Source organism: Neisseria shayeganii (assembly GCF_014054965.1).
In the GTDB taxonomy this organism is placed as follows: Bacteria; Pseudomonadota; Gammaproteobacteria; order Burkholderiales; family Neisseriaceae; genus Eikenella; species Eikenella shayeganii.
In genome coordinates this window covers 1-18877 of the sequence record NZ_CP059567.1, presented here as the reverse complement: position 1 = coordinate 18877, position 18877 = coordinate 1, and the positions used below count along the sequence as shown (strand labels likewise).

The 18877-nt window shown below is 62.7% G+C and carries 14 protein-coding genes and 2 pseudogenes; 12 read left to right on the top strand and 4 right to left on the bottom strand.

Going from position 1 to position 18877, the window contains the following annotated elements; all coding sequences use genetic code 11:
- From pncC to H3L94_RS12125, 5 genes are all read left to right on the top strand, one after another.
- On the top strand, positions 1–477 hold the full coding sequence (pncC, locus tag H3L94_RS00065; RefSeq protein ID WP_182122164.1) for a nicotinamide-nucleotide amidase: 477 nt from the start codon (positions 1–3) through the stop codon (positions 475–477).
- A gap of 228 nt (positions 478–705) precedes the next feature.
- The gene (locus H3L94_RS00060; protein WP_182122163.1) at positions 706–1629 is read left to right on the top strand and encodes an energy transducer TonB; all 924 of its coding nucleotides are present in this window, start codon (positions 706–708) and stop codon (positions 1627–1629) included.
- Positions 1630–1671: 42 nt separating this feature from the next.
- Complete coding sequence (locus H3L94_RS00055; protein ID WP_182122162.1) at positions 1672–2328, top strand: MotA/TolQ/ExbB proton channel family protein; 657 nt, start codon at positions 1672–1674, stop codon at positions 2326–2328.
- A gap of 4 nt (positions 2329–2332) precedes the next feature.
- Entirely contained in the window at positions 2333–2767 is a 435-nt protein-coding gene (locus H3L94_RS00050) for an ExbD/TolR family protein (RefSeq protein ID WP_182122161.1), read from the top strand.
- Between the two features lie 127 nt (positions 2768–2894).
- Entirely contained in the window at positions 2895–3122 is a 228-nt protein-coding gene (locus H3L94_RS12125; RefSeq protein ID WP_244958774.1) for a lipoprotein signal peptidase, read from the top strand.
- A gap of 22 nt (positions 3123–3144) precedes the next feature.
- On the opposite strand, the gene lysS is transcribed toward H3L94_RS12125, so the two are convergent.
- Positions 3145–4659, bottom strand: coding sequence for a lysine--tRNA ligase (lysS, locus tag H3L94_RS00045; protein ID WP_182122160.1), 1515 nt, complete (start codon positions 4657–4659; stop codon positions 3145–3147).
- A 203-nt stretch (positions 4660–4862) separates the two neighbouring features.
- Between lysS and mpl the strand changes: the two genes are divergently transcribed.
- The 3 genes from mpl to H3L94_RS00030 all read left to right on the top strand — a co-directional run bounded on the left by mpl (position 4863) and on the right by H3L94_RS00030 (position 7221).
- Positions 4863–6248 carry a UDP-N-acetylmuramate:L-alanyl-gamma-D-glutamyl-meso-diaminopimelate ligase gene (mpl, locus tag H3L94_RS00040; protein WP_182122159.1) on the top strand — a complete coding sequence of 462 codons (1386 nt, stop codon included), beginning with the start codon at positions 4863–4865 and terminating at the stop codon, positions 6246–6248.
- Between the two features lie 62 nt (positions 6249–6310).
- Positions 6311–6787, top strand: a complete 477-nt coding sequence (locus H3L94_RS00035; RefSeq protein ID WP_182122158.1) for a hypothetical protein — start codon at positions 6311–6313, stop codon at positions 6785–6787.
- A gap of 173 nt (positions 6788–6960) precedes the next feature.
- Positions 6961–7221, top strand: coding sequence for a hypothetical protein (locus tag H3L94_RS00030; RefSeq protein ID WP_182122157.1), 261 nt, complete (start codon positions 6961–6963; stop codon positions 7219–7221).
- A gap of 33 nt (positions 7222–7254) precedes the next feature.
- Here the strand turns inward: H3L94_RS00030 and H3L94_RS12120 are convergent.
- Positions 7255–7442 (bottom strand): annotated as a pseudogene (locus H3L94_RS12120) (ATP-dependent exonuclease).
- Between the two features lie 296 nt (positions 7443–7738).
- On the opposite strand from H3L94_RS12120, the gene glmU reads away from it, so the two are divergent.
- Both glmU and dnaK read left to right on the top strand, forming a co-directional pair.
- Positions 7739–9097, top strand: a complete 1359-nt coding sequence (glmU, locus tag H3L94_RS00025) for a bifunctional UDP-N-acetylglucosamine diphosphorylase/glucosamine-1-phosphate N-acetyltransferase GlmU (protein WP_182122156.1) — start codon at positions 7739–7741, stop codon at positions 9095–9097.
- A gap of 286 nt (positions 9098–9383) precedes the next feature.
- Positions 9384–11312 (top strand): molecular chaperone DnaK, encoded by a 1929-nt coding sequence (gene dnaK, locus H3L94_RS00020; RefSeq protein WP_009119251.1) that lies wholly within the window; start codon positions 9384–9386, stop codon positions 11310–11312.
- Positions 11313–11404: 92 nt separating this feature from the next.
- Here dnaK and H3L94_RS12805 read toward each other — a convergent pair.
- Positions 11405–11578, bottom strand: a pseudogene (locus H3L94_RS12805) (lipoprotein signal peptidase); the annotation flags it as partial.
- A gap of 111 nt (positions 11579–11689) precedes the next feature.
- Here H3L94_RS12805 and recC point away from each other — a divergent pair.
- Both recC and recB read left to right on the top strand, forming a co-directional pair.
- Positions 11690–14875, top strand: a complete 3186-nt coding sequence (gene recC, locus H3L94_RS00015; protein WP_182122155.1) for an exodeoxyribonuclease V subunit gamma — start codon at positions 11690–11692, stop codon at positions 14873–14875.
- 100 nt (positions 14876–14975) lie between these two features.
- Positions 14976–18521, top strand: a complete 3546-nt coding sequence (gene recB, locus H3L94_RS00010) for an exodeoxyribonuclease V subunit beta (RefSeq protein ID WP_182122154.1) — start codon at positions 14976–14978, stop codon at positions 18519–18521.
- Between the two features lie 142 nt (positions 18522–18663).
- On the opposite strand, the gene H3L94_RS00005 is transcribed toward recB, so the two are convergent.
- Positions 18664–18843, bottom strand: a complete 180-nt coding sequence (locus H3L94_RS00005; protein WP_182122153.1) for a zf-HC2 domain-containing protein — start codon at positions 18841–18843, stop codon at positions 18664–18666.
- Positions 18844–18877: the final 34 nt, after the last annotated feature.

Genomic DNA, 18877 nt, shown 5'->3' with positions numbered 1-18877 from the left:
ATGGATACCCCTCTGATTCAGCAAGTGACCGAACGGCTGGCCGAACGCGGCGAAACCGTTACCTGCGCCGAGTCTTGTACCGGTGGCCTGTTGGCTGCCGAAATGACCCGCCTGCGCGGCAGCTCGGCGTGGTTTGAAACCGGCTTCGTAACCTACAGCGACCAAGCCAAACAACAGCTCTTGGGCGTGAATGCCGCCACCCTGCGCCACTATGGCGCGGTGAGCGAACAAACCGTGCGCGAAATGGCCTTGGGCGCCTTGATTGCCGCCAAAGCAGACTACGCCTTGAGCATTTCCGGCATCGCCGGGCCCGACGGCGGCAGCGAGGAAAAACCGGTTGGCACCGTTTGGTTCGGCTTGGCCACCAAACAGCGGATTTGGGCCAAGCAACATCAATTCTCAGGCGACCGCCAAGCCGTGCGCAGCCAATCGGTGCAGTTTGCCCTGCTCATGCTCAAGCGCTATTTGGAACGCTGATCCCACAACCCCATCGTCATTCGGTTGAGTCAAATTTCGTTATTTTTCTTTAAACGCAGGCTAGCTGAAACCGCCTTATTTGCAAGATGCGGTTTTCAGGTAGCCTGCGTTTGCATGGTTGGATAGGGATTCCGCGACCGCCCGATCCGATCGCCCCAAGCGGGGCAGACCGCCATCATCCGCCAATAGCTTGAAAATAGAAATAGTTCGTATTAGAATGCGCGGACTATGCAAAACGATGACCGTTCTCTTTCCCTAACCGTACTGCTGTGCGTGATTGCTGCGCACATTGCAGTTTTTTTTGGCATCGCCCTGTTCAAAACGCCCGAGCCGCCATTGGAGCCGCCCGGGCTGAGTTTCGTGGATTTGGGCATGGCCGGCGGCGGGTCAGGCGGCGAAGGGGGCGGCACACCGGGTGGAGACAGTGCGCCGCCGGCCGAACCGGCGCCGCCCAAACCGCAACCCAAGCCCGAACCGCGCAAACCCCAACCTCGGGCCACGCCCAAACCGCAAGAGCGTATCCAACCGGTTATCCGCCGCGACGACCGGCCGGCCGATGTGGTGCAAACCAAGCCCGAACCCAAACCGGAGCCTAAGCCCGAACCGAAGGTCGACCCCGCGCGTCAGGAGTCCTCGCGCCCGAACAATAACCAGCCCGCCAATAACCGCAACACGCAAAATGCCGCTTCACAAAACCCATCCGGCAGCGGAGAAGGCAACAGCGCCGGTTCCGGCAGCGGCGGCAGCGGTGCATCAGGCTCCGGCCGCGGCCAAGGCCAAGGCAGCGGTGACGGCACCGGCAACGGCCCGGGTAGCGGCGGCGGCAGTGGCGGCGGTTCCGGAAACGGGGGCGGCGGTGGCGGCGACGTAACCTTACCCTCCCACACCGGCGGCTACCTGAACAACCCCCGTCCTCCCTATCCGAAACAGTTGGAAGAAGACGGCGTCAGCGGTTCGGTGCGCCTGCGCGTGATGGTGGAGGCCAACGGCAAACCTTCCAGCGTGGACGTGGTGAGCGCCACCCATCCTCTGTTTGCACGCAGCGCCAGAGACACCGTGGCCAACTCCTATACCTTCCGCCCGGCCACCCGCAACGGCCAGCCCATCCGCCACAGCTACACCTTTACCATCCGTTTCCGGGCGCCCAACTGAGCCACCCCATTTCCAACTTGATTGCTACACATAGGAACATCCATGGATTTATTACAAGTTTTCAAACACGGCGACGCCGTCTTGATTGCCGTTTTCCTGATCTTGGTGCTGATGAGCATCGTCACTTGGTGGATCATCATCATGCGCGCCATCAAGCTGCACAAAATCAAACATGCCTGCCGCGGCACCGTAGAAGCCGTGGCCACGTCAAGCAATGTTGAAGACATGCTGCGCAAGGCCAAGGCCCACCCCTCACCGTTGAGCGAACTGACCGAATCCGCCGTGGCCGCCGCCCGCCAATACCGCGCCTGCAGCGGCAGCCCGCTGACCACCATTCCGCTGGCCGACTATCTGGTGCAGCACATCCGCAACCAACTCACCAACATCAAACGCCCGCTGAACGGCGGTCTCACCATCCTCGCCTCCGTAGGCGCCACCGCCCCGTTTATCGGCCTGCTCGGCACCGTTTGGGGCATTTACCGCGCTCTGCACAACATCAGCCTGCAGGGCCAAGTGAACATCGCCACCGTGGCCGGTCCCATCGGCGAAGCGCTGGTGGCCACCGCCATCGGCCTGTTCGCCGCCATTCCCGCCGTATTGGCCTACAACTTCATCGTGCACCACAACAAAAAAGTGGCACAGGTATTGGACACCTACGCCTACGACCTGCACGTCAAGCTGATGAACGACAAGGAGTAAAGCCATGGCTTTCGGTTCGATGAACGAGGGCGACGACGCCCCGATGGCCGACATCAACGTCACCCCGCTGGTGGACGTGATGCTGGTGTTGCTGATCGTTTTCATGATCACCATGCCGGTGATGACCCATTCCGTGCCCCTACAGCTGCCCACCGCTTCGGAAAAACAGCAGCGGGAAAACCAGCCGCAGCCCAAAGACCCGCTGCGCATCAGCATCAATGCCGACGGCCAATACCACTTGGCTGAAGGCGAAGCGCTGCCCTTCAAAGATTTGGAAGCGCGCCTGCTGCAAATCGGCAAGGAAAACCCCGATACCGTGATTGCGATTGCCGCCGACAAAAACGTGCCTTTCGAACGGGTGGAAGACGCCCTAAGCGCCGTGCGCGACGCCGGCCTGAGCAAAGTGGGCTTTGTCACCCAAGAAGCGGACAGACCCTAAGCTCCCGCCGCATGACGCAAAGGCTACCTGAAAGCGTTTCAGGTAGCCTTTTGTTGTTCTCTGCCTACCCAACTGCTGCGCTAACTTACACTTCCATCAACCTGACACCACTTTGCCATCAAAACCCATGCCGAGACCTTTGCAAAACCCTCATCTGCGGCGCATTTCTGCGTTGTGCGCTGCTCGCTCGCTTGCCTATCTATCTGATATGTCTGCACTCACTGCGCTGCTACGCCTTGAACTGCATCCACATCTGAAGGTTTTGCAAAGGTCTCATGCCGCTCACAAACTCCGCCACCCTCTTTACACCGGTGACACCAACAAAGAAACAGGCTACCTGAAAACTTTCAGGTAGCCTGTTTCTTTGTTGGAGCGGTTTATTCCGGCCGCATTTGCGGGAACAGCACCACATCGCGGATGGTTTGCGCATCGGTGAGCAGCATCACCAAGCGGTCGATGCCGATGCCGCAGCCGCCGGTGGGCGGCAGGCCGTATTCCATGGCGCGGATGTAGTCGGCGTCGTAGTGCATGGCTTCGTCGTCACCGGCGTCTTTCTGCGCCACTTGCGCTTTGAAGCGGGCGGCTTGGTCTTCGGGGTCGTTCAATTCCGAATAGCCGTTGGCCAGCTCGCGGCCGACCACAAACAGCTCGAAGCGTTCGGTGAGGCCGGGCTGGGTGTCGGAGGCTCGCGCCAGCGGCGACACTTCCACCGGATAATCGATGATGAAGGTGGGCTGCCACAATTTGCTTTCGGCGCAACCTTCAAACAGCGCCAGCTGCAGGCTGCCGATGCCGGGCGAGGGCGGCAGGCTTTCGCCGTGTTTGACGATTTCCTGCTTCAGCCATTCGGCATCGTTGAGCTGCTCGTCGGTGTAGTGCGGATTGAATTTTTTGATCGCCTGCAAAATGGTGAGGCGTTCAAACGGGCTTTCCAAATCCACTTCGCGGCCGTTGTATTCGATTTTGGCGCGGCCGCAGGCGGCCACGGCGGCTTGGCGGATGATGCTTTCGGTGAGCGCCATCATGCGTTGGTAGTCGGCAAACGCTTCGTAGAATTCCATCATGGTGAATTCGGGGTTGTGGCGCACCGACATGCCTTCGTTGCGGAAATTGCGGTTGATTTCGAACACGCGCTCCAAGCCGCCCACCACCAGCCGTTTCAAATACAGCTCGGGCGCGATGCGCAGATACAGCGGCATATCGAGCGCGTTGTGGTGGGTGATGAAGGGCTTGGCCGCCGCCCCGCCGGGAATCGGGTGCATCATGGGGGTTTCCACTTCCAAATAGCGTTCGTCCACCATAAATTGCCGAATCGCCTGCACGATTTGGCTGCGTTTCACAAAAATATCGCGCGAGGCTTCGTTGGCGATCAAGTCCACATAGCGTTGGCGGTATTTGGTTTCCTGATCGCTCAAGCCTTTGTGTTTGTCGGGCAGCGGGCGCAGCGATTTGGTGAGCAGGCGGACGGCAGACACGCGCACGGTCAGCTCGCCGTGGTTGGTTTTGAACAGCGTGCCTTCGGCGCCGACGATGTCGCCCATGTCCCAGTGTTTGAAGTCGTTGTGCGCTTCTTCTCCCACGCCTTGGTTGTTGATGTAGAGCTGGATTTGGCCGCTCATGTCCTGCAGGGTGGCGAAGCTGGCTTTGCCCATGGCGCGCTTGAGCATCATGCGGCCGGCCACTTTGACCGGAATGCCTTGCGGATCGAGCTCGTCTTTGCTCAGGGCGTCGTATTGGGCGTGCAGATCGCCGGCAAAGCTGTCGCGCCGGAAATCGTTGGGGAAGGCGGGGCCTTTGCCGCGCAGCTCGTGCAGCTTGTCGCGGCGCAGGGCGATGATCTGGTTTTCGTCCAATTGGACATCGTCGGTCTGCGGAGTGTGTTGTTCGCTCATGGGAAAATCCGTGGGTAAGGCCTGAGGCTACCTGAAAGCCGGCGGCGGAGATAAAAAAGGCCGTATTTTAAGCCAATTCGGCGGCTTTGGCTAAGGCGTTCCCCAATCAGAGGGCCGCCACCGGGCGCTGCGCCCGCAAAGCCTTAGGGCTTTTGCGGCGATGCCGCTATAATGCGTTTTTTCCGGTTTGCAGGGCATCGATCATGAAACACATCCACATCATCGGCATCGGCGGCACCTTTATGGGCGGCCTGGCCGCGTTGGCCAAAGAGGCGGGCTTCAGCGTTACCGGCTGCGACGCCAAAATGTATCCGCCGATGAGCACCCAGCTCGAAGCCTTGGGCATTGCCGTGCACGAGGGCTTTGATGCCGAGCAGTTGGCCGACTATGCCGCCGATGTATATGTGATCGGCAATGTGGCCAAACGCGGCATGCCGGTGGTGGAGGCCATTCTCAACCGCGGCCTGCCCTATGTTTCCGGCCCGCAATGGCTGGCCGAGCATGTGTTGCAGGGGCGCTGGGTGCTCGGCGTGGCCGGCACCCACGGCAAAACCACCACCGCCTCCATGCTGGCCTGGGTGCTGGATTATGCCGGCCTGGCGCCGGGCTTTCTGATTGGCGGCGTGCCGCAAAACTTCAGCGTGTCCGCCCGTCTGCCGCAAACGCCGCGCCAAGACCCTGCATCGCGCTCGCCGTTTTTCGTGATCGAGGCCGACGAATACGACACCGCCTTCTTCGACAAACGCTCCAAATTCGTACACTACCGCCCACGCACGCTGATTCTGAACAACCTCGAATACGACCACGCCGATATTTTCCCCGACTTGAATGCCATCCAAACCCAGTTCCATCACTTGGTGCGCACCGTGCCCGGCGAAGGCCTGCTGGTGTGCAACGGCCGCGAAGCCGCCCTGCAAGACACGCTGGCGCGCGGCTGCTGGACGCCGGTGGCCGCATTCGGCGGCGACAGCGGCTGGCAGATTGGCGCCGTCGATGACAACGGCGGCTTTGAAGTCTGCCTCAACGGCCGCGTGGTCGGCCGCGTGGCCTGGGATTTGCTCGGCGAACACAACCGCCTGAACGCCTTGGCGGTGGTGGCCGCCGCCCGCCATGCCGGCGTCGATGTTCAGGTAGCCTGCGAAGCCTTGGGCGCGTTTAAAAACGTCAAACGGCGCATGGAAATCAAAGGCACGGTGCGCGGCATTACCGTGTACGACGATTTCGCCCACCACCCCACCGCCATCGCCACCACCGTGGCCGGCCTGCGCCAGAAAGTGGGCGCCGCGCGCATTTTGGCGGTGCTGGAGCCGCGTTCCAACACCATGAAGCTGGGCACCATGAAAGCCGCCCTGCCCGAGAGCCTCAACCAGGCCGACCACGTTTTCTGCTATGCCGGCGGCGTGGATTGGGACGTGGAAGCCGCGCTGGCGCCCTTGGGCGGCAAGCTGCACGTGGGCCGGGACTTCGACGCCTTCGTGGCCGCCATTGTTGCAGATGCCAAGCCGGGCGACCAGATTCTGGTGATGAGCAACGGCGGCTTCGGCGGCATCCACGCCAAGTTGCTGGCCGCGCTCGATAGCCGCGCCTAAAACCGCCACCGCCCAACTTTCAGGTAGCCCATCCCGGCTGCCCCGGCCTGACCGTATACCCGATGACACTCCGTTCCCGCTTTTTATTGCCGTTCTGCCTCCTGCTGGCCGCTTGCGGCCCCTCGGCCGAAGACACGGCCGCTTCGGCAGTGTCTTCGGCCGCTTTTGAGCCGTCTCCCGCCGCCGAACCGCCTGCGTTGACGGTTTCCGAAGCGGTGCCCGCGCCCGCCTCTGCCGACACCCCGCTGCCCCAATCCGAAACGGAAACCCACTACGCTGAGCCTGAAGCACCTGCCGAGCCGCTGGTGTACGGCGCCGACGGCATGCACCCGATTTGCGAAGCCTATTTCCAACGCGCCCGCCGCTGTTTCGCCCGCGCACCAGCCGAACGTGCCGCCCTGCTGCAACAATCGCTGGAAGCCACCCGCGCCGAGCTGCTGCCCGCTGATGCCGACACCTGCCGCGCCGTCAGCCAGCAGTTTGACGAAATGGCGCAAGCCATGGGCTGCGTACACGACGACGGGACGGCAGCCCACTAAACCACACCGCATTCTTTGCCGATTCCCGACCACGGCTTGCACAGCAGCAGGTTTCAGGCAGCCCCGCAGGCTACCTGAAACCCGTCTTCTTTTTCCGCGCATCGGTTTTTCAAACCGAATGCTATCGGCTAAAATGCCGACCAAACCACACTCCGTGACACAAAGGAACCGCCATGCGCCACACCGCCCTGTTGCTTGCCTTGCTGGCCCTGTCTGCCTGCACCTGGGAAACCTATGAAAACGCCGAAGGCCGCACCTCGCTGCGCCAGCGCTATGCGCCCGGCACACCGGTGGTGTACCAAGACGGTACCTTCGCCCGCGACCAACGCTACAACCAACACCGCCCGCAAGCCGTGCCGCTCCAACGCGAACGGCACGGCAGCGAGGTGCGCGGCGCCACCTGGCACAACGAAGCGGCGACCCCCGCCCAATGATGGCCATCACGGCTGCCCGAACCGTTTGATTATTTAGACAGGCTGAGACCTTTGCAAAACCCCCAGATGTGGATGCAGTTCAAGGCGTAGCAGCGCAGCGAACGTGAACGTCAGGAATCCCTGTGGGACAGACATATCATATAGATAGGCAAGTGAGCGAGCAGTACCCATAGGGCATAAACGCACAACGCAGAAATGCGCCGCAGATGGGGGTTTTGCAAAGGTCTCAAGCTTTCAGGCTACCTGAAAACCGGAGGCGTACCGCCCGGAAGCCGGCATACGCGGGTTCTGCCGCGAAAGCTGCCGCACCCAGCAGCACGCCACGCCGTCAACAACCGATCCCATCCGCGGTTTTCAGGTAGCCTGAAGCCTTTACCAAATCCAGCTGTAGTGCCGTTCCAAGCCTAGCAACGCAGCAGGCAGCCCCATATGGCATCACCGCACCAGGCAGAAATGCGCTGCCGATGGGGTTTGGCACCGGCCTCCGTCCGCATCCCACTCAATTCAAGAGCACACCATGTCCCTACACATCGTCATCCTCGCCGCGGGCAAAGGCACCCGCATGTATTCCCAACTGCCCAAAGTGCTGCACGAAATCGGCGGCGAGCCGATGGTGCAGCGCGTGATCGACACCGCCCGCTCCCTCAATCCGCACAGCATCAGCGTGGTCATCGGCCACGGCAAAGAAGCGGTGCGCGCGCGGGTGCAGCGCGAAGTGAACTGGGTGGAACAAACCGAACAACTGGGCACCGGCCACGCAGTCAAAATGGCGCTGCCGCATCTGCCGGCTGAAGGCCGCACCTTGGTGCTGTACGGCGACGTGCCGCTGATTGATGCCGCCACCCTGCAAGCCCTGCTGGATGCCGCCGGCGACGACGTAGGCCTGCTCACCGACGTGCTCGACAACCCCACCGGCTACGGCCGCATCATCCGCGACCAAGGCCAGGTGGCGGCGATTGTGGAAGAAAAAGATGCCGACGCCGCGCAAAAAGCCATTACCGAAATCAACACCGGCATTCTGGTGCTGCCCAATGCCCGGCTGGCCGGCTGGCTGGAACAGCTCTCCAGCAACAACGCCCAAGGCGAATACTATCTGACCGACCTAATTGCGCTGGCCCGTCGCGACGGCATTGCCGTGCATCCGCTTCAGGTAGCCCGCTCGCACCTGGCCGCCGGCGTCAACAACAAGGCGCAGCTGGCCGAATTGGAACGCATTTTCCAGCGCGAACAGGCGCAAGCCCTGCTCGCCGCCGGCCTCACCCTGCGCGACCCCGCCCGTTTCGACCTGCGCGGCCGCCTGCAACACGGGCAGGACGTGGTGATTGACGTCAACGTGGTGCTGGAAGGCGAAGTGGTGTTGGGCGACCAGGTGGAAATCGGCGCCCATTGCGTGCTCAAAAACGCCCGCATCGCCGCCGGCACCCGCATCGCCCCTTTCAGCCATCTGGAAGACTGCGACATCGGCGCCGACGCCCGCATCGGCCCGTTTGCCCGCCTGCGCCCCGGCACCCGCCTCGCTGAAGCGGTACACATCGGCAATTTCGTGGAAGTGAAAAACAGCGTCATCGGCCAAGGCAGCAAGGCCAACCACCTCAGTTATCTGGGCGACGCCGACATCGGCAGCGGCAGCAACATCGGCGCCGGCACCATCACCGCCAATTACGACGGCGTCCACAAATACCGCACCGTCATCGGCAACGAAGTGCGCATCGGCTCCGACACCGTGCTGGTGGCGCCGGTCACCGTGGGCGACCGCGCCACCACCGGCGCCGGCAGCGTGATCACCAAAAACTGCCCGGCGGGCGAACTGACCGTGGCCCGCGGCCGCCAAACCACCATCGCCGGCTGGGTGCGCCCGGAAAAACCCAAGCCCTAACCCCCCGTCGATTCCCATCCGCATTAACGGCATAACCGCGTGCCTGCGCCCATACGATTAGGAACGGCAGACGACGGCCGTCCAGGCTACCTGAAAACATCCCCGCCGAGGGCAGAGGGCTTTCAGGTAGCCTTTATTTCTATAGAAAACAGGGCACTGAATCGCTTTCCGGCCCAAGTCTTGAAAAACGGCACCGCAAACCCATTTAGTGCTCAAGTCAACGCACCTTGCGGTGCAACATAAATAGAAAACCCCTGAATATTCAAACTCAAGGAGTACATACATTATGGCAAAAGTCATCGGTATCGACTTAGGTACAACCAATTCCTGCCTGGCCATTTCCGAAAACGGCCAAACCAAAGTGATTGAAAACGCCGAAGGCGCCCGCACTACCCCCTCCATCGTGGCCTATTTGGACGGCGGCGAAATTTTGGTGGGTGCGCCGGCCAAACGCCAGGCGGTCACCAATCCGAAAAACACCATCTACGCGGCCAAACGCCTGATCGGCCACAAATTTGAAGACAAAGAAGTTCAGCGCGACATCGAAACCATGCCTTTCGACATCATCAAAGCCGCCAACGGCGACGCTTGGGTGAAAGCGCAGGGCAAAGAGCTGTCTCCGCCGCAAATTTCGGCCGAAGTGCTGCGCAAAATGAAACAGGCCGCCGAAGCCTATTTGGGCGAAACCGTTACCGAAGCGGTGATTACCGTGCCGGCCTACTTCAACGACAGCCAACGCCAAGCTACCAAAGACGCCGGCCGTATCGCCGGCTTGGAAGTGAAGCGCATCATCAACGAGCCGACCGCTGCCGCTTTGGCCTTCGGTATGGACAAAAACGAAAAAGGCGACCGCAAAATTGCCGTTTACGACTTGGGCGGCGGCACCTTCGATATTTCCATCATCGAAATTGCCGATGTGGACGGCGAGAAACAGTTCGAAGTATTGGCCACCAACGGCGACACCTTCTTGGGCGGCGAAGACTTCGACCAACGCCTGATCGACTACATCATTGCCGAGTTCAAAAAAGAACAGGGCATCGATCTGAAAAACGACGTGATGGCGCTGCAACGCCTGAAAGAAGCGGCCGAAAAAGCCAAAATCGAGCTTTCCAGCGGCCAGCAGACCGAAATCAACCTGCCCTACATCACCATGGACGCCACCGGCCCGAAACACTTGGCAATGAAGATTACCCGCGCCAAATTCGAAAGCCTGGTGGAAGACTTGGTGGCCCGCTCCATCGAGCCTTGCCGCGTGGCGATTAAAGACGCCGGCCTGAGCGTGAACGAAATCGACGACGTGATTTTGGTGGGCGGCCAAACCCGCATGCCCAAAGTGCAGGAAGCGGTGAAAGACTTCTTCGGCAAAGAGCCGCGCAAAGACGTGAACCCCGACGAAGCCGTGGCCGTGGGTGCCGCGATTCAAGGCGAAGTATTGGGCGGCGGCCGCAGCGACGTGTTGCTGCTCGACGTGACCCCGCTGTCGCTGGGCATCGAAACCATGGGCGGCGTGATGACCAAACTCATCACCAAAAACACCACCATTCCCACCAAAGCTTCGCAAGTGTTCTCTACCGCCGAGGACAACCAGTCTGCCGTGACCATCCACGTGCTGCAGGGCGAGCGCGAACGCGCCAGCGCCAACAAATCGCTGGGCCAGTTCAACTTGGGCGACATCGCACCCGCTCCGCGCGGCATGCCGCAGATTGAAGTGACCTTCGACATCGACGCTAACGGCATTCTGCACGTTTCGGCCAAAGACAAAGGCACCGGCAAAGCGGCCAACATCACCATCCAAGGGTCGTCCGGCCTCTCCGAGGAAGAAATCGAGCGCATGGTGAAAGACGCCGAAGCCAACGCCGAAGAAGACAAAAAACTGATGGAGCTGGTACAAAGCCGCAACCAAGCCGAAGCCCTGATCCACTCGGTGAAAAAATCGCTGGCCGACTACGGCGACAAACTCGACGCTGCCGAGAAAGAGAAAATCGAAGCCGCGGTGAAAGACGCCGAAGAAGCCGTGAAAGGCGACGACAAAGCCGACATCGATGCCAAAGCCGAAGCTTTGGGCACCGCCAGCCAAAAACTGGGCGAGATGCTGTATGCCGACGCCCAAGCCCAGGCGCAAGCGGCCCAAGGCGGCGAACAGGCTGCCGGCGGCAAAGCCGACGATGATGTGGTGGATGCCGAATTCGAAGAAGTGAAAGACAAAAAAGACTAAGATTCAACCGTCTGTTGTCTGCCAAAGGCTACCTGAACCGTTTCAGGTAGCCTTTCTTGCATCCAACCATGCTGCAGCTTTGCTCCCCCAGCGGGCTGAGACCTTTGCAAAACCCCCAGATGTGGATGCAGTTCAAGGCGTAGCAGCGCAGTGAGTGCAGACATATCATATAGATAGACAAGCGAGCGAGCAGCGCACAACGCAGAAATGCGCCGCAGATGGGGGTTTTGCAAAGGTCTCGGGCTAGCTGAAACCGTTGCCGCCATCTGCGGGTAGATGCGGAGCAGCCTGCCTTTCAGGTAGCCTTGATTGTGTTTGTGCTGCCCACGGCCGGCCCTCCGCTATAATGCTGTTTCTCCGTTTCCCGATTGCCGTCCATGCTCCTCCTCTACCAATCCAACCGGCTGGAAATTCTGGCCGAAACCGCCGTGGCCTTGATGCAGCACGCCCCTTTGCAAGGCGCTTTTGCGCCGGAAGAAATCGTGGTGCAGAGCCAAGGCATGCGCCGCTATCTCAACCATTATCTGGCCGAGCGCAGCGGCATTGCCGCCAATCTGCGCTTCAGCCTGCCCGCGGCCCTGAGCTGGCGGCTGACCCGCACTTTTCTGCCCGACACCCCCGCGCTTAATCCGTTTGCCCCCGAAGTAATGCGCTGGCGGCTGTTGCGGCTGTTGCAGGGCGACCATTTGCCGCCGGCAGTACACGCCGCATTGGCAGGCTACCTGAACAGCAGCCGCACCGCGCCCTACCGCTTGGCCGGCAAACTGGCCGACGTGTTCGACCAATATCTGGTGTACCGCCCCGATTGGGTGGCGGCTTGGGAAAACGGCGAGAGCATGGGCTTGGGCGCGGATGAAATCTGGCAGGCCGAATTGTGGCGCCTACTGGCGGCAGACGGCATCGGCGGCGGCCACCGTGCCGAACAGCGCAGCCGGTTGCTGGCTGCCCTGTCGGCCGACAAGCTGCCCGAGCGCTATCTGGTATTCGGCATCGCCACGCTGGCGCCGATGTATCTGGATTTGCTGCAGCGCCTGGCCGAGCACACCGAGGTGCACATTTTTGCCGTCAACCCGAGCAGCCGTTATTGGGGCGACATCGAAAGCGCCCGCCGGCAGGCGCTCAGCGGGCTGCCCGATGCCGAGGCCGCCGGCCATCCGCTGTTGGCCTCCTTGGGCAAACAGGGGCGCGACTTTTTCGACATGCTCACCGCCGAAGGGCGGGTGGACGAACAGCACGACTGGTTCCCCGCGCCGCCAGCAGTCCCGTCGCTGCTGCAGCGCGTACAGCAGGACATCCAAACCCTCAGCCTGCCCGAGCGCGGCAGCGCGGCGATGGACGGCAGCATCACCATCCAGTCCGCCCACAGCCGCCTGCGCGAATTGCAGATTTTGAAAGACTGGCTCTTGGGCGTGCTGGCGGAAGATGCCGATTTGCAGCCGCACCACATTGCCGTGCTCACCCCCGACATCGAAAGCTATGCGCCCTACATCCATGCCGTGTTCGGCGAGGAGCAGCCGGGCAGCCCCGCGCTGCCCTACAGCGTGGCCGACGTCAAAATCAGCCGCCGTCCCGCCCTGATGCAGCTGGCCGAGCAGCTGCTGGCGCTGATGCAGAGCCGTTTTGAAACCGATTATGTGCTGCCGCTGCTCGATTCGCCCGCCGTCTGCCGCCACTGGCATTTTTCCGAGCGCGATGCCGACCACCTGCGCCACAGCATTGCCGAGCTGAACATCCGCTGGGGCAGCGATGCCGACATGCGCCGCCGCTACGGCGGCAGCGGCGAGGCCTTCACTTGGCAGCAGGGCAGCGAGCGCACAGCCTTGGGCTGGCTGATGCCGGAAAACAGCGGCCTGTGGCAAGGCGTACTGCCGTGGACGGCCGATTGGTCGCACACCGCCGTGCAGGCGCGTTGGCAGCAGCTGTTGGCCTGTTTGCGCCGCCATCATGCCCTGTGGCAAACCGATGCCGCGCCGGCCGAATGGTGCGCACGCCTGCACGCCCTGCTGGATGACCTCGCCGGCAGCGAACCTGCCGATGCCGACGACCAAGCCGCCCGCCAACAGCTGCACAACGACTTGGCCGCCTGGCAGGCGGAAAGCGCGCTGGCAGGCTACCTGAAACCCCTGCCACCCGAAACCGCCTGCGAACATTTGGCCCGCTTCTTCACCGGCAGCGGCGAAGCCGGCTTTTTGCGCGGCGGCATCACCTTCTGCGGCATGGTGCCCATGCGCAGCCTGCCGTTCGACACCCTCTGCCTACTCGGTTTGAACGACAGCCGCTTCCCGCGCCAAACCCAGATTCCCGCCTTCGACCTCATCAGCCGCCACCCGCGCAAAGGCGACCGCGCCCGCCGCGACGACGACCGCTACCTGTTTCTCGAATCCCTGCTCAGCGCCCGCCGCCGGCTGTATCTTTCCTACATCGGCCGCGACAGCCGCAAAGACGAAGCCCTAGCCCCCTCACCGCTGCTCAGCGAATTGGCCGACGTGCTGGCGCTGATGGGCGGGCAGAGCAGCGCCGAATTTGCCCAACAGCACATCCGCCAACATCCCTTGCAGCCGTTTTCGCCGCGCTATTTTTCAGGTAGCCCGAGCAGCAGCCGGCAAGATTACGCCGAAGCCCTCAACCGCCTGCCGCAGCCGCCCGCACCGTTTGCCGGCGACTGCCCGCCCGCGGCCGACTGCCCCGATCCCATCCCCCTTGAGCACCTGCTGCGCTTCTGGCGCAACCCCGTGCGCCATTGGCTCGGCCGCGCCCTGCAATGGCGCGAGCCGTATGCCGACGAAGCCGCAGAATCGGCCGAACCCTATGCCATCGAAGCGTCAAACGAAGTCGCCCGCCAATATCTGGACGCCCGCCGCCGCCATCAGGATTTTGCCGACACCGAAGCCAAGCTCGCCGCCCAAGGCTTGGTGCCCGCCGGCCTGCTCGGCCACCTGCTGCAGGCGCCCGACATCCGCGCCGTCAAACGGCTGAACGGCGAACTGCTGCACAGCCCGCGCCTGCCGGCACAGACTTTCGAGCTTGCCTGCGGCGGCCGGCGGCTCACCGGCAGCCTCAGCCAGCTTTACCAACACGGCCAAATCCTCTACCGCAGCGGCGCGCCTAACGCTCCCGATACGGTGGAACTGTGGCTGCTGCATCTGGTGTATTGCGCCGCCGGCAGCGGCAGCCAGCCGCGCGACACCCATTGGCTCAGCGCCGCCGCCCCGCACACCCTGCCGCCGATTGAGCGCGAACAGGCGCAGGCGTGGCTGGCGTCTTGGTTAGATTACTACGCTTTGGGCCACAGCCGCCCGCTGCCTTTTTTTGCCAAAACCTCGCTCGCCGCCGCCCGCGCCTACACCGAAGACAGCGACACCCCGCCGGATGCCGCCGTCAAAGCCGCCCGCGGCGACTACCGCAGCGGCCGTTTCAGCGCGGGGCAGGCCGAACGCACCGAAGTGGCGCAGGTATTCGGCCGCGACGAAGCCGAACCGATTGAAACCCCGCTGTTCTGGAATCTGGTGCGCGAGCTGTTGGTGCCGCTGCATCTTTATTTCGCCGCCGCCGAGGCTACCTGAAACCGCCTGGTTTTAAAGATCGAGACCTTGCCGCACCGCAAGCGCGTCACGCAGCCATGCCCACCGGCAGGCTACCTGAAACCCCTTCCCGAGTTTTTCCATGCACGCTTTCAACCCGCTCACCGTTCCCCTGCTTGAGCCGCAGGCCCATTTGATCGAAGCCTCCGCCGGCACCGGCAAAACCTACGGCATCGCCGCCCTGTTTACGCGGCTGGTGTTGCAGGGCGTGCCGGTGGAACAGATTTTGGTGGTCACCTTCACCGAAGCCGCCACCGCCGAGCTGAAAACCCGTCTGCGCGCCCGTTTGGGTGAGGCGGCGGCCTGCCTGCAAGCAGAGGAGGGAGAGGAAGCGGCGGGCGATGCCCTGTTGCAGGACTTATTGGCGCAGGCTTCGGCGCAGCACGGCCGCGACGTGCTGGCCGCCCGCGTGCAGGCGGCCTTGAGCGGTTTCGACACCGCCGCCATCTACACCATCCACGGCTTCTGCCTGCGCGTGCTCAGCGATTACGCCTTTTTGTGCGGCGTGCCGTTCGAGCTGACGGTGGGCGATGCCGACCCCGCCGCCCGCCTGCTGGCGGCGCAGGATTTCTGGCGCGAAGAAGTGGCCGACCACCCGCTGCATGCCGAGTTGGCGGCGGAATTCAAACTCACGCCCGCTTCGGTGTTGGCCGAATTGTCGCCGTATCTGAAGCGCCCTTTTCTCGATGCGGTGGTGCCGGAAAACCGCCTGCCCGCGCTGTTGGCCGATTACGAAGCTGCGTGGGCGGCGGTGCGCGATGCCCTGCCGCAGTTGGAAGCCGGCTTCCGCCGGCTGCACCCCCAGCTCAATAAACGCACATTCAACGGCAAAACCTTCGACACCCTGTTTACCGAATTGGCGCAAGCCGCCGAATCGGGCCTGCACCGGCGCAGTTTCAGCAAGCCCGAAAATCTGCTGAAATTTGAAGCAGGCTACCTGAAAGACGCCGTCAACAAAGGCAAAGAGATAGACGAGGCCGAAGCCGCCGGCCTCGCCCCGCTGGCCGAATTCGGCCGCTGTTTTCTCGCCATCGAGCAAGCCAAGGCCGAAGCCGTGGTGCGTCTCAAGTTGGCCTGTTGGGGCTACCTGAACCGCCGCTTGGCCGAAGACAAACAGCGCCGGGCGCAGCGCGATTTCGACGACCTGCTGCTCGACGTGCACACCGCGCTGACCGAAGGCAGCCGCGCCGCCGATTTGGCCGAGGCGCTGGCGCAGAAATGGCAGGTGGCGCTGATTGACGAGTTTCAAGACACCGATCCGCTGCAATACGCGGTGTTCAAAACCGCCTTTATCGACCGCGGGCTGCCGGTGTTTCTGGTGGGCGACCCCAAACAGGCGATTTACGGCTTCCGCGGGGCGGACATCCACGCCTACCTCGATGCCGCCGCCAACACCCCCAGCCGCTACACCCTGGCCACCAACTACCGCAGCAGCCGCGCGGTGGTGGACGGCATCGGCCGCCTGTTTTCGCGCCGCGCCGCGCCGTTTGTGCTGGCCGATATTCCCTATGTGCCGGTGGCCGCGCATCGGGCGCAGGGCGCTTTGCAGCCGCCGGGCGCGGCGGTAACGGTGCGCTGGATCAACCCGCCGGCCGGCGCCGACGACAAACTGCCGTCCAAAGACGTGCTGCACGCGCGTGCCGCCGATTTCTGCGCCCGCGAAATCGCCGACCGCCTCAACCGTGCGCGTTCAGGTAGCCTCTTGCTGGACGGCCGGCCACTGGAGCCGCAACACATCGCCGTGTTGGTGCGCACCCACAACGAAGCCGCGCTGGCCGCCCGCGCCTTGAAAAAACGCGGCGTGCGCAGCGTGTTGCTGCAGCAGGAATCGGTGTTCGACAGCGAAGAGGCGCGTGCCTTCGGCGTGATGCTGTCGTTTTGGCTGCACCCGCAGCACACCGAAAACCTGCGCTTTCTGCTCGGCAGCGTGCTTTACGGCCGCACCGCCGCCGATTTGGCCGCACTCAACGAAAACGAAGCCGCGCTGGCCGGCTGGATCGCGCTGGCCGAAGACGCGCGCAACCTGTGGCAGCAGCAGGGCGTGTATGCTGCCGCCGCCCGTTTCGCCCGCGCCAGCAGCTTGGAAGCCCATCTGCTCGCCACCCGCAACGAGCGCAGTCTCACCAACTTCTGGCAGCTGGCCGAACTGGCGGCCGAAGCGGCCGCCGATCTGCCCGCCCCCGCCGCCCTGCCCGAATGGCTGGCGCGCCAGGCCGGCCGCGGCATCGGCAAAGAGCGGATGCTGCGTTTGGAAAGCGACGAAAATCTGGTGAAGATTGTCACCATGCACGCGGCCAAAGGCTTGGAGTATCCGCTGGTGTTCTGCCCCTTTGTGTGGGACGCCAGCAGCCGAGACACCGCCGAGTGGGCGCTGCTGCATCAGGACAACGGCCGCAGCCTGCTGTTGGCGCGCGCACAATTGAGCGAAGCGCACCAGGAGCAGCTGTTTGCAGAAGCCATGGGCGAACGCCTGCGCCTGCTGTATGTGGCGCTCACCCGCGCCCGCGAAGAGCTGGTGCTGTATGCAGCCGCCTGCAGCAGCACCGCCGACAACGCGCTGGCCTACCTCTTGGCCGAAGAAGACGGCGACTGCCACCGCATCCGCGCCGGCTGGCAGGCCTTAAAAAACCAAGCGCTGGCCGAAGCCTTGAAACAGGCCTGGCACAGCCTGATCAGCGCCGCCCCCAGCAGCGATCTGCAGTGGCGGGAAGACGAGCCGCCCGAAGCCGACTACCGCGCCACCGACCCGATGCAGGGCCGCTACCGCGCCTGTACCTGGCCGCCGCGCCCGTGGCGCTTTATCCGCCACACCAGCTTCACCGGCCTGACCCGCCAAGCCGCCACCGCCGAAGACGGGCTACCTGAACAAGACTGGCTGGAACACCAATCCGCAGCCCCTGCCGGGGAAAGCGAAGCCGTACCCGAAACCGCCCTGTTGGCCTTCCCGCGCGGCGCTCGGGCCGGCGTGTGCCTGCATGCCGTGTTGGAACACACCGATTTCAACCGCCCCGCCGCCGAACAGGCCGAGGCCTATGCCGATATTTTGCGCGGCTACGGCTATGATCCCGACAGCCATCTGGCCGCCGCGCTGGAGATGGCCGCCGCGGCCGCCGCAGCCGAATTGGACGCCGGCGCCACGCTGGCCGATACCCTGCCCGCAGAGCGGCTGCCGGAAACCGGCTTTGTGCTGCACATCGAAAACTTCGGCCTGCCGCGCCTGCAACGCTGGTTCGCCCGCAGCGATACCGGCCTGCCGCCGCACGCCGCCGACCACCTGGCCGCCCTCGACTTCCACACCGTCAACGGTTTTCTCAACGGCTTCATCGACCTGATCGCCCGCAGCCCCCAAGGCCGCGTGTGGGTAATCGACTACAAATCCAACCACTTGGGCAAGCGCTTGCGCGATTATCACCCCGAGGCGATGTCGGCCGCCGTCAGCGAGCACCATTATTATCTGCAGGCCCTCATTTACGCCGTGGCCGCCGCACGCTACCTGAAACAGCGCCGCGCCCTGCCCGACACCATCGCCATCCGCTATCTCTTTCTGCGCGGCCTCAATCCGCACGGAACGGAAGGCATCTGGCGTTGGGACATCCCCACCGCCGCTTTGGCAGAGTGGTTGGACTGAGTGCTGCCGCTTCGGCCGGGGCCGTGCCAAAGCATGGCCTGAGACCTTTGAGCCGGTCAGGCAGCATAAAACCCGTGTCGCAAAACAGGCTACCTGAAAGCGTTTCAGGTAGCCTGTGCGGTGTGTGTTGAACGGGACGGGATTATTTCTGTTCGTCACGCATCTGCCGCATGCTGCTGCGGATGGTGTCGAGCTGTTTTTCATAGCGCCGGCAATGCGGGCAGAAACACAGGTGCAGGCGCAAACGCCATTTTTCGCTGCGGCTCAGCGGGCGGTCTTGGCTTTGGGAAATCAGGGAGGCGGCTTGTTTGCAGGTAAGCATCAGTTTTCCTCATTTTCGTTTGTTTTGACGGCTC